This window comes from Longimicrobiales bacterium, from assembly GCA_029245345.1.
Lineage (GTDB): Bacteria > Gemmatimonadota > Gemmatimonadetes > Longimicrobiales > Gaopeijiaceae > CALFPJ01.
On the sequence record JAQWPM010000015.1, the window covers coordinates 125,970 to 140,022 of the forward strand.

Genomic DNA, 14,053 nt, shown 5'->3' on the forward strand with positions numbered 1-14,053 from the left:
TTGTTGGATGCGCTCGCCATCGTCGTGCGAGGACTCGGGGGGGTCATCCAATTCGCGGTCATCCTGTTCTTGGGCCGCCAGTTCGGTGCGGAAGTTGTCGGATATTACGGCCTGGGGGTCGCGATCACCGTTTTTTCCGGAACCCTCGTGTCTCTCGGCCTTCCGGGTTACCTGACCCACCTGAACTCCGTGCATTTCGCGAAGGGTGACCACGCCACCTTCAGGGCGAACATCCGGTTCGCCGTGGGTGTCACACTTCGTGTCGGTCTTGCGGCGCAGCTCGTTGTCGGTGTATTCGGATGGATCGCCTGGGACTGGCTCGCTGCGAACAACATCGGCGCTCGTATCGTCATCGCGGCGCCGACCCTGGGCACGCTCATGGGCATCGTGCTGATCACGACGTACGGCCTGAGGGCTCGGAACAAGGCCCTCGTGGCGAACGCGCTGGACAGACCGTTCCTTCACGTGACCACTCTAGGCCTATTCGTCCTCGTGTTTGCCGGTGTGCAGTCGTACGACCTACGCGTTCTCGGCGCCGTCGCGATTGGAACCGCCACCACCATGATCCTTTCATGGCGCATGGTATTTCGCGGACTCGAAGCGCCGGCCCGGGAGTCGAGGCGCGACACCTTTTCGCGAGTCCTGGTCGGCTCCTACTTCGCCTCGATCGTGGTCGACATCATCCTGGCCCGAACCCCGATTCTCTTAGGCAGCTTCTTCTTCACTGCGGGCGAACTCGGCTCGTTTCAGGTCGCGTTCTCCTTCGCGGCATCCGTTATCGTCCTCCAGGAGGCCCTGGGCGGAGTGATCGGGCCCCGGTTTGCCGTCCTGGGTGCGGAGCACGCAACAGCTCCGGCGGTGCGTTTGCACCACAAGAGTCAGGCACTCCTTTTTCTCATGGTCGCGCCCCTTTTGTTCGTCCTCTATCGCTACCCTGAACCCATCGTCGCCCTCATAGGAGACGAATTCGGCGACGCGGCCATCGCCCTAAGCATTCTCGTCGTCGGGACCGCTGTACGGTGCGCCGCCGGAGTGTACCGCTCGATCTTCGAGGCGACGGGGAGCATCAAGTTCGGGCTGTATACAGGCGCTGTTGCCATCACCGTCTTAGCGATCGGGATCGTCGTCTATTCGGATGAAGGAGCGGTCGGACTCGCCAAGGCCTGGACTGGCGCCACCATCGTTCACGCCGTCCTGGGCTATGTGTTGTGTGAGTATGTTCTGCGGAGGTGGATCCAGTCACCCGCCGCGAACACCGAGCCGGCATGAGCGACACCCAGGGCGAACCCGCACAGAAGAAACTCACGATCTGGATCGTGAACCAATACGCCTACACCCCATCTGAGAACGCAGGCACACGCCACTTCTCATTCGCTCGGGGACTGCGGGAAGCCGGACACGACGCCCATGTGGTCTCGTCCTCCTTTTATCACAAGGGACGACGACAGGTCTACCTCGCAGACGACGGACCCGTGCTCAAAGGCGATGTCGACGGGGTCCCCTACGTGTGGCTCAGAACTCCAGCCTACACGGGCAACATCAGTCGACTCTGGAACATGTCGGTGTTCGGGGCGCGGCTGCTCTTGGGACAGGCAAGCCGCCACCTACCACGTCCCGACGTCATCATGTCCACGAGCCCGAGCCCGTTGGCCTCCGCCGCGGCACTGCTCTTGGCCCGCCGCTTCCGCTGCAAACATGTCCTAGAAGTGGTCGACATTTGGCCGGCCACATTACGCGATGTATCCGGGCTCTCTGGTTTCCACCCGTTGTACGCTGTGCTCCGGACCCTGGAGCGGGCCTTGTACCAAGGCACCGACGCCATCATCACGCACCTTGGCGGTGCTCGAGAACACTTTGTCGCGTCTGGCGCCAACCCGCAGAAATGCCACTACCTCCCGAGTCCCATCCCCTTCGCTGACATTCCCCCGCACGAGCCCCCTCCCGCGGGGGACCGTTTCCGGTTCATCCACGCGGGTGCGATGACTCCCAGTTATGCACTGGATCAGATTCTGGACGCGGTCGACATCATGGTCGCCGAGGATCCGAACGCAGTCGACCGATTCTCCATCGACTTCGTTGGAGAAGGAGTGCTGATGGACCAACTACAGACGCGCGTCGACGCGTCTGGGTACCGAGAGGTCGTCCACTTCCGGGGCACCGTGGCAAAGGCGGACATTCTCACCGTGCTCGCGGAGGCCGACGGCTTCCTGGTCGTGAGCAAGGATCTCGACGTGCATCGCTTCGGCGTCAGCTTCAACAAGATCTTCGACTCAATGCTGGTGGGACGCCCCATCATCTTGGCGAACCGCGCGAAGGGAACCCCCGTGGAGCGCGCGCAGGCCGGCATCATCGTGGAGCCGGAGGCACCGGCACAGTTGGCGCGAGCGATGACGGAGATGATGGCTTGGCAGCCGGACGAACGTGAGCGAGTCGGCCGTGCCAACCGGGACTATGTGCTCGAACGCCACAGTCTTGAGGGTTGGGTCGAGCAGCTAATGGGGGTATTGAAGGGCTTAGGTCAGGGTTAACACGACGGCCTACGCCCACCCCAAGTCTTCGTCATCGAAGTGCTCGCGCCGTTCTACGTCTAACACGCCCTTAATGCGCCCTATTGATCGACAGACTTTCTCCAAATGAGCCAAATCCCGCACCTCGACCACGAACTCCCCATGCATCCCACCCTCGGTGGTCCGCATATCCGCATGCGAGATATCGGTACCCGTATTCGTGATCGCCTTCGCCACGTCGGACAGAAGCCCGCGCCTGTCCGACCCTCGCATGTAGAGCTTCACGAAGAACCGATCTCCCTTCTCTGCGGCCCACTCGATCTCGATGCGCCGCTCCGGGTCACGGGACAGAGCAAGCACATTCGGGCAGTCCGTCCGATGGATCGACACACCTCGCCCTCGGGTGATGTACCCGATCACTAGGTCACCCGGCACAGGCTGGCAGCAGCGCGAGTACCGGACCATGAGATTGTCCATGCCGTGAATCCGCACGCCTTTTCCGGAAATCCGGAGGCGCGCAGCGAGTTTCTCGAGCGCTGTCGGCTGGCGGGCCGCGACCTCTGCGGGATCATGATCCGCGTGGAACTGCTTGATCACAGCGGTAGGTCCCACGTCACCCCGTCCGAGCCCCGCATATACTTGCTCAAAGTCGGCATACCCGAGATCTACGGCAGCAGCGAGCAGGTCGTGCGGGTCAGTTGGCAGCGTCTTGCGGGCCTTCTTCAGCTCTCGATCGAGCAGCTCCTTCCCAATTTTAAACGCTGAGTCGAACTCCTCGAGCTTGATCCAGTGCCGAATCTGACCCCGTGCACGCGAGGTCTTCACGAAGGCGAGCCAATCACGGTTCGGCCGCTGCTTGGCGTTCGTAATGATCTCGATCGTGTCGCCGTTCTTCAGCTCGCGAGACAGTGGCGCAATTCGCCCATTCACCTTCGCGCCTGCGCAGTGCTGACCTACCTCGGTGTGAACCGAGTAAGCGAAGTCGATCGGTGTCGCGCCCGTGGGAAGAGGCTTCACGTCCCCGTCCGGCGTGAACACGAAGATCTCGCCCCGGAACAGGTCCATGCGGAGGAACTCCATGAATTCCTCTGGCTCCGCGGTGTCCTGTTGCCACTCGAGGACCTGGCGGAACCACGTCAGGGCTTCGTCGACCTCGTTCTCATCTCCACTGCGGGCCGGATCGTCTTCCTTATATCTCCAGTGCGCCGCGATGCCGTATTCGGAAGTACGGTGCATTTCTTCCGTACGGATCTGGATCTCGTAGCGCCGGCCATTCGGTCCCAGTACCGTCGTATGCAACGACTGGTACATGTTGGACTTGGGTGTCGCGATGTAGTCGTGAAAACGTTCCGGGATCGGCGTCCACTTGCTGTGGATGATGCCCAGCGCTGAATAACAACTCTCGACCGTGTCGGTGAGAACCCGCATCGCCATGAGGTCATAGATTTCGTCGTACGGTCTGTTCTGGACGACGATCTTCCGGTGGATCGACCACAGGTGCTTGGGTCGCCCCTTCACCTCCGCGACGATGCCGGCCGCCTCAAGCGCTTCCTCAAGCGGGCGCTGCATCTCCAGGATCTCACGCTCACGCTCTTTGCGGCGCTGTCGGATCTTTTTGGTCAGCGCCTGGTAATCGTCCGGCTCGAGAAACTTGAAGGCGAGGTCTTCGAGCTCCCATCTGACCGCGGCGATCCCGAGTCGGTGTGCGAGCGGCGCATAGATTTCGCGCGTTTCCAGAGCGATTCTGCGGCGCTTGTTTTCCGTGAGATGCTCGAGCGTCCGCATGTTGTGCACACGGTCCGCGAGCTTCACGAGGATGACCCGTGCATCCTGCGCCATGGAGAGCAGCATCTTGCGGTAGTTCTCCACCTGCTGCTCCGTCGCGGAGCTGAACTTCACCTTTCCGAGCTTGGTCACGCCGTCGACGATCGTGGCGACCTCGGACCCGAAGCGACGTTCGAGATCCTTGAGGCTGATGTCGGTGTCCTCAACCGTGTCGTGAATCAGCCCCGCTACAATCGAGTTCGAGTCGAGCCTCAGCTGAGCGAGAAGTGTCGCCACCTCGACCGTGTGCGTGACGTACTCCTCCCCCGACGCACGGGTTTGGCCCCCGTGGGCTTCTACGGCGAGGTCATAGGCCTCGCGGATCTTCTCGACGTCCAGGCGGTCTGCGTAGGCTTCCAGGGCCCTGGCTAGAGGACGGGGGAGGCCGCGGATCGTGGACGTCGGCTTAGTGGAGAGTGCCGACATAGGGGTGTAAGTATCCGAGGCGAAGCGAGGTTAGCAAGGCCGAGGCAACTCCGGCTGGCGGCGCTTACGGGTGCGCAGCGCCCCCCCGGCGCACAACCTCATGAATCGCCAACCGAATCTCGTCTGCGACCTCAGTCACCTCACGCCCAACGGTCTCGACTCGAATCTCCGGATTCTCTGGCACCTCGTACGGGCTCGATATTCCTGTCATCTGCTCAATTTCCCCTTTTCTTGCCTTGGCATAGAGGCCCTTGCTGTCACGTCGTTCACACTCCTCCAACGGAGTGTCGACGAAGACCTCGATGAACCGCCCCTCGGGGAACAGAGCCCGCGCGCGTTCGCGATCCATCTGGAACGGCGACACGAACGTGCAGATCACAATGTTGCCCTGCAGATAGAACAGGTTGGCCACCTCTCCCACCCGCCGGATATTCTCCTTCCGAGCATCCGGTGAGAAGCCTAGGTCACCGTTCAGGCCATGCCGGACCTGATCTCCATCAAGAAGCATGGTCTGGCACCCTTCAGCGAAGAGCATCTGTTCCAGCTCTCGGGCAATGCTGCTCTTTCCGGATCCTGACAGCCCCGTAAACCAAACGACGGCGGCTGCGTGCCCGTTCTTTTCCTCCCGCACCTTCAGAGGAACGTTCCACCCTTCCCAAACCACATCGGGGGAGGCCTTTCGTTCAACGGTCGTAGCCTCGTGGAGCTGCTCCGCGAGCTTCTCGGCCGAGCGTACCGTTCCGCGAATCATCCCCACCGCGACCGTGTTATTGGTGTGCGGGTCGATCAAGATGAACGAGCCTGTTTCGCGGTTCATCTCGTAGCGATCAAAGAAGATCGGAGCAGCGGTCTGGATTTGAACCCGACCGATGTCGTTGAACCCAAACGCCTCAACGTCCTCCCGGTGGAGCGTATCCACGTCGATCTTATACACCACCCGTGAGATGAAGGCCTTCGCTTCGCGCGTGGTCTGGCGGAACCAATACTGGGTGCCTCCCTTCATCGGCTCGTCGGACATCCAGCAGAGCATCGCGTCGATCTCGGTCGCGACGACGGGTAGGTTCAGCGGGCGGACGATCATGTCCCCGCGGCTGATGTCCAGTTCGTCCGCGGTGGTCAGAGCTACGGAATCGCCCGTGAGCGCCTCCTCGACCGGTCCGTCGAAGGTGTCGACCGACTTGATCGATGTGCGCTGGCCAGACGGCAGGACCATAATCTCTTCGCCGCTCCGGATCGTACCCGAAGCGACCCGCCCTGCGTAGCCGCGGTAGTCCTGGTCCGGGCGGATTACGTACTGAACCGGGAACCGAAAGTCGACCAGGTTGCGGTGCGATCCGACGTTCACGTGGTCCAAGTGATGGAGCAGCGTCGAACCGTGGTACCACGGCATGTTCTCGCTCTCGTCCACCACGTTGTCACCCTTGAGCGCCGAGATCGGGATGAACGTCAAGTCCTCCACGCCCAGCTTCTGCGCAAACTCCGCATAGTCCTCGGTGATACGGTCGAACACCTCCTGCGACCAATCGACGAGATCCATCTTGTTGATCGCAACGAGCACGTGCGTAATCCCGAGCAACGAAGCGATGAATCCGTGGCGCTTCGACTGGGTCAGAACACCATTCCTCGCATCGATCAAGACGATCGCGAGTTCGGCAGTCGACGCGCCCGTAACCATGTTGCGCGTGTACTGAACGTGGCCCGGAGTGTCCGCGATGATGAACTTCCGCCTCGGGGTCGCAAAATACCGATACGCGACATCGATCGTGATGTTCTGCTCGCGCTCGGCCCGCAGGCCGTCCGTGAGCAGCGCGAGGTTCACGTACCCCTCCCCTCGGCGATTGCTCGCGTCCTCCACGGCCTCGAGCTGGTCCTCGAAGATCGACTTGGTGTCATGGAGCAGTCGACCGATGAGTGTGCTCTTACCGTCGTCGACGCTGCCCGCCGTCGTGAACCGAAGGAGATCCATTAGAAGTACCCCTGCTTCTTACGGTCTTCCATCGCGGCTTCGGATTGTTTGTCGTCGTGCCGGCCGCCGCGCTCGGTTACTCGAGTCGCCGAGACCTCGGCGATGATCTCATCGAGGGTAGACGCTGTCGATTCTGTCGCCCCCGTGCACGAGGCATCACCAATCGTCCGAAAGCGAACCGTTTTCTCGGTCCAAGCTTCGTCGTCCTCGAGTTGATTGAACTCGGATTCTGCCAGGAGCACTCCGTCCCGTTCCACCACTTTGCGGCGGTGGGAGAAATACAAGGATGGGATGTCCACTTCTTCGGCAGCGATGTACTGCCAGACGTCCATCTCGGTCCAGTTCGACAGCGGGAAGACCCGGAAGTGCTCGCCCATCACCTTTCGGCCGTTGAAGATGTTCCAGAGCTCGGGGCGTTGGTTCTTCGGGTCCCATTGGCCGAAGCGGTCGCGGTGACTGAAGAAGCGTTCCTTGGCTCGGGCCTTCTCTTCGTCGCGACGCCCACCCCCTAGGGCAGCGTCCGCTTTCAGTTCATCGAGCGTCTCGAGCAGGGTGAGGATCTGGAGGCGGTTCCTGCTCGGGTTCAGCCCCTCTTCCTCCTTCTGCTTTCCTGAGTCGATGGATGCCTGGACAGACCCTACGTGTAGTGTTGCTCCTACCTGCTGTACGAGGCGATCGCGGAATTCGAGGGTCTCTGGGAAGTTGTGACCCGTGTCGACGTGGACGAGCGAGAATGGGATCTTGGCGGGCGCAAAGGCCTTCTGCGCCAGGTGCACCATGAGGATGGAGTCCTTTCCTCCAGAAAAGAGAAGGACCGGGCGCTCAAACTGCGCGGCGACCTCTCGCATGAGGAAGATCGACTCAGATTCGAGTTGCCTCAGATGCGACCGCGCGGGGAGCGTCACGAAGTTTCGGTCGAGTCTTCCACACGACCGTAGCGGTCTTCAATGCGGACGACATCGCCCAGGTGCGGGGTCGACGCCTCCAAGATCTCCACATCCGTGAGCGCCACCATTCGGTGTATCGTGCCAGGGACAATTCTAAAAGACTGCCCCTCGGTCATCTCGACGGATGTGAGTTCACCGCGGCTAGCGCCGAACTCGAGCGTGAGGCGCCCGTTGAGAAGGTAGAGGGTCTCGTCCTTGACCTCGTGATACTGAAGCGAGAGCGCCTCGCCGGCGGCTACGTGAAGAATCTTGCCCACATAGTGTTCGGTGTCCGCCCAAATCAACTCGTATCCCCAAGGTTTTTCTACGCGACGGGGGGCTTCAATCATGAGACTCGACCTCGAACAGATGGCAGGATTTAGATCGTGCGTGCACAGGCGTCACCTTTCTCCAATTCTCCGCGGAAGAAAGGAATGGTACGCACGATTCCCTCACGCAGTGGGACATTCGGCTCCCAACCGAGTACGCTCCGGGCGATTGAGATATCCGGCTGTCTGACCTTCGGATCGTCACTCGGCAAGGGAAGGACATCCAGGGTCGATGAGCTCTTCGTTTCCGCGAGGACGATGTCCGCGAGTTGGCGAATGGTGAATTCAACAGGGCTTCCAATATTCGTCGGCTCATGTCGGTCAGCATGAAAAAGCCGGTAGATGCCGTCGACCTCGTCGTCTACATAGCAGAACGATCGGGTCTGTGAGCCGTCCCCGTACATCGTGAGCGGATCCCCACGCAGTGCTTGGACAATGAAGTTGGACACGACCCGTCCATCACCCGGGCGCATCCGCGGACCATACGTGTTGAAGATCCTGACGATGCGGGTATCCACGCCTTGGTGCCGGTGGTACGCCATGGTCATGGCCTCGGCAAACCGTTTGGCTTCGTCGTAACAACCGCGCACACCCACCGGGTTCACATGTCCCCAGTAGTCCTCAGTCTGTGGATGCACCTGGGGGTCGCCATACACTTCCGATGTCGACGCAAGAAGGAACCGAGCCTTCTTCGCCATCGCAATTCCCAGCGCGTTGTGCGTGCCGCGACTCCCGACCTTGAGCGTCTGGATGGGAAACTCCAGATAATCGACCGGGCTAGCCGGTGACGCGAAGTGAAGCACTCCGTCAAAATCGCCATCCAAGAAGATGGACTCGGAGATGTCGTGCTCAATCAACGAGAACGCATCGAAGGAAGCGAGGACATCCGAGTTGTCCCTGGAACCCGTAATGAAGTTGTCTATGCCTACAACTTCGTGCCCCTCGCGCAGAAAACGCTCCGCGAGATGTGACCCGAGAAATCCGGCTGCGCCGGTAATGAGTATGCGCACGATTAGGCCTCAGCGGCCAAAGCTGATCGTCCTATGCACACATACTCGAAGCCTCTCTCTTTCATGTGTGCGGGGTCGTACAAGTTGCGACCGTCAAGGATCAGCGGCCTGCACATTGCCGCCATCATGCGGTCGAAGTCCGGGCGCCGGTAAGGGTGCCACTCCGTATGGATCACGAGCGCATCGACGCCATCAAGAGCATCATAATTGTTGTCCACATACTCGACCCGATCCCCAAAGTGGTGTTGAGCTTCTTCCTCTGCCACAGGATCGTGCGCAATGACCCGGGCGCCCCTGTCTAGCAGCCCAGCAATGGTCACAAGACTGGGCGCCTCACGCATGTCGTCAGTGTTCGGCTTGAAGGCCAGGCCCCACACCGCAATGGACTTCCCGGTCAGCTCCTCGCCGAACCGGTCCGTGACGGCTCGGAGCAGAATCTGCTTCTGTCCCTCATTCACGGCCTCCACGGCGTCGAGAATCGAGGCGTCCGCGCCGAGACCGGCCATGGTCTTCGCAAGTGCCTTCACATCCTTGGGAAAACACGACCCGCCATACCCGACGCCGGGGTAGAGGAAGCTGGGTCCAATGCGAGAATCGGAGCCGATGCCTTTTCGAACAGAGTTCACGTCGGCGCCGGCCACATCGCACAATTGGGCTATGGAGTTCATGAAGCTGATCCGTGTAGCGAGCATGGCGTTTGCCGCGTACTTGGTGATCTCCGCGGACGGTACGTCCATTAGGAAGATCGCCGCCCCCGATCGCACGAACGGTGCGTACAGATCGCTCAACACCTCTCCCGCGTATTCGGAGTCCACACCGAGCACTACCCGGTCCGGCTTCATGAAGTCGTCGATCGCGGCACCCTCTTTCAGGAACTCCGGATTCGAGCACACGTGCACGGGGTGCTTCGTGTTGGCCTCGATCTCATCGCGCACGAGCTTCGCCGTGCCGACCGGAACCGTACTCTTGGTAATCACGATCTTCTCGGCGTCCATAGCCTCACCGATGGTGCGCGCGACCGCCAGGACGTGTTTTAGGTCGGCCGACCCGTCTTCGTCCGCAGGTGTCCCCACGGCAATAAAGATGATGTCCGACGCCACGACCCCCGCTGCAACATCCGTCGTAAAGTGCAGCCGGCCCGCGGCAAGATTGCTCAGAATCAGCGGTTCGAGACCCGGCTCATAGATCGGGATCTTTCCCTGATTGAGGCCCGCAATCTTGTCTTCGTCGATATCGGCACAAATGACGTCGTTTCCGGTCTCCGCGAGGCAAGCTCCGGCGACCAGACCCACGTATCCCGATCCGATCACAGCGATCTTCATGAGTGACTCGATTCGCAGTTCAGTACGGTCGACACGGGTCGACCGTCAGCTTCAAATAAAACAGAAGTGTCCGCGCCGTACATGGGGTTCATTTCACAGCTTTCAACTCGAACAGCTGATCGCGAAGCAACGCCGCCCGCTCGAAGTCCATTGCCTCGGCAGCTTCCTCCATCTCCTTCTCCAGAATCTTCACGTATTCTTCGCGATTGAACTCGTCCGCGTAGGTCTCCGGACCCTCCGCAACTCGCGACCCGATCTCCGCTGCATCAGCAACACGAGTGGAAAATTCGATCTCCTCGACGGACTTCTGAATCGTCGCCGGCGTGATACCGTGCTTCTTGTTGTGGGCCAGCTGGATGGCCCTGCGTCGATCGGTCTCATCAATGCACTGGCGCATGGACTTAGTGATCCGGTCCGCATACATGATCGCCGTACTGTGCACGTTACGAGCCGCACGGCCGATGGTCTGAATGAGCGATCTCGCATCGCGGAGGAAACCCTCCTTGTCGGCGTCAAGAATCGCGACGAGAGACACTTCTGGTAGGTCGAGTCCCTCGCGGAGAAGGTTGATCCCAACCAGAACGTCGATCTTGCCCAGCCGCAAAGAACGTAGAATCACCATGCGTTCGATCGCGTCCACTTCCGAATGCATATACCTCACGCGGACGCCAACAGACTGAAGATACTCGGTCAGGTCTTCCGACATCCTCTTCGTCAGCGTGGTCACCAAGACCCGCTCGTTTCGCTTTTCCCGGGCACGAATCTCGTGGAGAAGGTCGTCGACCTGACCCTTCACTGGACGAACCTCTATTGGGGGGTCCACCAGGCCGGTGGGGCGGATGATCTGCTCCACCACGACCCCTTCCGCACGTTCGACCTCCCAGTCACCGGGCGTGGCAGACATGAAGATCCGCTGGGGAACGAGGTCCACCCATTCGTCGAACTTGAGCGGACGGTTGTCGAGCGCGGACGGCAACCGGAAGCCGTGCTCGATCAACGTGCCCTTCCTAGACTGGTCCCCCTTGTACATCGCATTGATCTGTGGAATCGACGCGTGTGACTCGTCCACCACCATTAAGAAATCGGCCGGGAAGTAGTCCATGAGACACGACGGCCGTTCTCCTGTCTTCCGCCCACTCGTATAAAGCGAGTAGTTCTCAATGCCCGGGCATGTCCCGATCTCAAGCATCATTTCGAGGTCGAAGTTCGTACGTTGCTCGAGCCGCTGAGCCTCGAGGAGCTTCCCGGCGTTCCGGTACAGAGCAAGCTGCTCGTTCAACTCTCGTCGGATGTGCGGCACCATTGCTTCGAGCGTACTCCGCTCGGTCACATAGTGGCTCGCCGGATAAATCGCAGTCCTCTCCAGCGTAGTCACGATTTCACCCGTGAGGGGATCGAAGCGTGTAATCCGCTCGACCTCGTCTCCCCAGAGTTCAATACGGATCGCTTGCTCGTCGTATGCCGGAAAGATCTCTACCGTGTCACCGCGCACGCGGAATGTGCCGCGCTCGAAGAGGTGGTCGTTCCGGCTGTACTGAATCGCGACCAAACCCTGGAGGATCTCCCGGCGCGGCATCTCACCTCCAACCTCGAGATGCAGCATCAGCTTTCGGTAGTCGACGGGATTCCCAAGACCGTAGATGCACGACACAGACGCCACGACGATTACGTCCTCACGCTCCATCAACGAAGAGGTCGCCCTCAGCCGGAGTCTCTCGATGTCCTCGTTGATCGAGGCATCCTTATCGATGTACGTGTCGGTGGACGGGACGTACGCTTCGGGCTGGTAGTAGTCGTAGTACGAGATGAAGTACTCGACTGCGTTGTGCGGGAAGAGTGAGCGCAGTTCCCCGTAGAGCTGAGCAGCCAGGGTCTTGTTGTGGGACATAATGAGCGTCGGCCGCCCATAGTCCGCGATCGCGTGGGCGACCGTGAACGTCTTTCCGGTGCCCGTGGCCCCAAGCAGCACTTGGTTCTGGTCCCCGCGAGCGAGCCCTTCGGTCAGCTCTTTGATCGCCGTGGGTTGGTCGCCGGCCGGTTCATAAGGCGAGACCAGCTGAAAATCCGTCAACTAGGACCTCGCCTCGGGATATTTGGCCGCCCACCACTCCGGTACCGAACGTTGCGCGGCTGCGTAGCTCTCGGGGACACCGATGTCGATGAAGAAGCCATTGGAACGGACACCGACCAAGGCACGGTCTCTGGCGAGGGCCGGGAGCAGATCGTCCTCGAGTGAGGCCGGTTGCGGCAGAGTCGCCACCACGTCCCGCTGTAGCAGGTACACGCCTCCGTTGATCCAGCCCGGACCACCCGAAGCCTTCTCCGCGAACGTTGTGACACGGGAGCCGTCTTGGCGGACCCGCCCGTAGCGGGCCGTGTCTTCCACCTGCCGAAGGGCAACGACACACTCCCCGTCGCCCGCGGCAAGAGTCAGGTCGCCGAGATCCACGTCAAAGAGCGTGTCACCGTTGAGAGCAAAGAAACGATCATCCAAGCGATCGACCATAGCCGGGAACGCCCCACCGGTGCCCAGCGGCTCATCTTCAACGAAGACGTCGACTTCCATATCAAATGTCGCTCCGTGCAACCACGCACGCAGGGCCTCTATGCGATAACCCGCGGTAAGGACCACGCGGTCGATACCCTGCCTTCCGAGCCGAGCCAACACCCACTCGAGGAACGGCCGCCCCCCCACGTCCAAAAGGGGCTTAGGCGTCTCACTCGTCAGGCCACTAAGCCTGGTGCCCTTCCCACCCACGAGCACAACTGCCTGCGTGACCTCAGGAGGCATGGCCGAGCTCAACGCTCCCGGACCGCCGCGCGATGTTCGCGGAACCAGTCGATCGTCTTCGCGAGGCCATCCCTCAACGAGGTCCGCGGGGTCCACCCAAGGCCGCGAATCTTGTCCAGGGCTAGGTGTCGCTCCGCCTGGCCTTCGGGCATCGAGCGGTCATAGGTGATCTCCCCGGAGAAGCCCGCCCCGACCCTGATCGCTTCGGCCAACTCTCGGATCGTGGTCAGTTCCCCGGTGCCCACATTGATGGGGCCAGCGAAACGCGCATCGGCTATCGCCACCATGGCGTCAATACAGTCATCGACGTACAGGAAGTCGCGTTTCGCTCCCCCGCCGCCCCAGATCTCGACTTGCGGCAGACCGTCGTCCGTGGCCTCTACAAAACGACGAACCAGAGCCGGCGCTACGTGGGAGTGCTTGGGATGGAAGTTGTCGTGGGGCCCATAGATGTTGGCGGGAATGCAGTAGCACGATTCGAGGACAGACTCCTCCCGCAACGCCTCGAGGTGCACGAGCATCCCGCGCTTCGCATACGCATACGCATCGTTCGTCACCTCCGGGACTCCGTCCAAAAAAGCCTCCTCGTGGAGGGTCTCCTGCTCTAGGCGCTTCGGGTAGGCGCACCCCGTGCCCATGGCGAAAAAATATTCAACCCCAGCATCGACCGAGGCATCCACCGTGTGTGTATTGATCAGGACATTGTCGCGGTAGAAGCCGGGCTTCTGCGTTGCATTCGCGTAGATGCCGCCGACACGGGCTGCGAGGTGATAGACAACGGTCGGCCGCACTTTGGCTAGGAGCGTTCGTGCGACCGTTGCGTCGCGGAGGTCGTGCTCGCTTCCCACGCCCACGACGTCCGAGCCAAGCGACTCCAGACGAGCGACGAGGTTCCTCCCAATGAGCCCTGTCGCTCCCGTGACGAGGGTCCGCTGTCCAGCGAGATCCATCG

The 14,053-nt window shown here is 60.7% G+C and carries 11 protein-coding genes; 2 read left to right on the forward strand and 9 right to left on the reverse strand.

Annotated features, from left to right (window positions below):
- Together P8L30_08570 and P8L30_08575 are read left to right on the forward strand one after the other, a co-directional pair.
- On the forward strand, positions 1–1,269 hold the full coding sequence (locus P8L30_08570) for a hypothetical protein (protein MDG2240243.1): 1,269 nt from the start codon (positions 1–3) through the stop codon (positions 1,267–1,269).
- A complete protein-coding gene (locus P8L30_08575; protein MDG2240244.1) occupies positions 1,266–2,528 on the forward strand; it encodes a glycosyltransferase family 4 protein in 1,263 nt (420 codons plus the stop codon). Before P8L30_08570 ends, P8L30_08575 begins: the two co-directional genes overlap by 4 nt.
- Positions 2,529–2,537: 9 nt before the next feature.
- On the opposite strand, the gene P8L30_08580 is transcribed toward P8L30_08575, so the two are convergent.
- The 9 genes from P8L30_08580 to P8L30_08620 all read right to left on the reverse strand — a co-directional run bounded on the left by P8L30_08580 (position 2,538) and on the right by P8L30_08620 (position 14,051).
- A complete protein-coding gene (locus tag P8L30_08580) occupies positions 2,538–4,757 on the reverse strand; it encodes a bifunctional (p)ppGpp synthetase/guanosine-3',5'-bis(diphosphate) 3'-pyrophosphohydrolase (protein ID MDG2240245.1) in 2,220 nt (739 codons plus the stop codon).
- A gap of 64 nt (positions 4,758–4,821) precedes the next feature.
- A complete protein-coding gene (gene cysN, locus P8L30_08585; protein ID MDG2240246.1) occupies positions 4,822–6,723 on the reverse strand; it encodes a sulfate adenylyltransferase subunit CysN in 1,902 nt (633 codons plus the stop codon).
- Positions 6,723–7,628 (reverse strand): sulfate adenylyltransferase subunit CysD, encoded by a 906-nt coding sequence (gene cysD / locus P8L30_08590; GenBank protein MDG2240247.1) that lies wholly within the window; start codon positions 7,626–7,628, stop codon positions 6,723–6,725. The genes cysN and cysD overlap by 1 nt, the downstream gene beginning before the upstream one ends.
- Positions 7,625–7,999 (reverse strand): cupin domain-containing protein, encoded by a 375-nt coding sequence (locus tag P8L30_08595; protein ID MDG2240248.1) that lies wholly within the window; start codon positions 7,997–7,999, stop codon positions 7,625–7,627. Before P8L30_08595 ends, cysD begins: the two co-directional genes overlap by 4 nt.
- Positions 8,000–8,028: 29 nt before the next feature.
- Complete coding sequence (locus P8L30_08600; protein ID MDG2240249.1) at positions 8,029–8,988, reverse strand: SDR family oxidoreductase; 960 nt, start codon at positions 8,986–8,988, stop codon at positions 8,029–8,031.
- A 2-nt stretch (positions 8,989–8,990) separates the two neighbouring features.
- The gene (locus P8L30_08605) at positions 8,991–10,310 is read right to left on the reverse strand and encodes a UDP-glucose/GDP-mannose dehydrogenase family protein (protein ID MDG2240250.1); all 1,320 of its coding nucleotides are present in this window, start codon (positions 10,308–10,310) and stop codon (positions 8,991–8,993) included.
- Between the two features lie 88 nt (positions 10,311–10,398).
- A complete protein-coding gene (gene uvrB / locus P8L30_08610; protein ID MDG2240251.1) occupies positions 10,399–12,381 on the reverse strand; it encodes an excinuclease ABC subunit UvrB in 1,983 nt (660 codons plus the stop codon).
- The gene (locus tag P8L30_08615; GenBank protein MDG2240252.1) at positions 12,382–13,101 is read right to left on the reverse strand and encodes a nucleotidyltransferase family protein; all 720 of its coding nucleotides are present in this window, start codon (positions 13,099–13,101) and stop codon (positions 12,382–12,384) included. It lies immediately after the preceding gene.
- A gap of 8 nt (positions 13,102–13,109) precedes the next feature.
- Positions 13,110–14,051: an NAD-dependent epimerase/dehydratase family protein gene (locus P8L30_08620; GenBank protein MDG2240253.1), complete on the reverse strand. Its 942-nt coding sequence runs from the start codon at positions 14,049–14,051 to the stop codon at positions 13,110–13,112.
- Between the last annotated feature and the right edge of the window lie 2 nt (positions 14,052–14,053).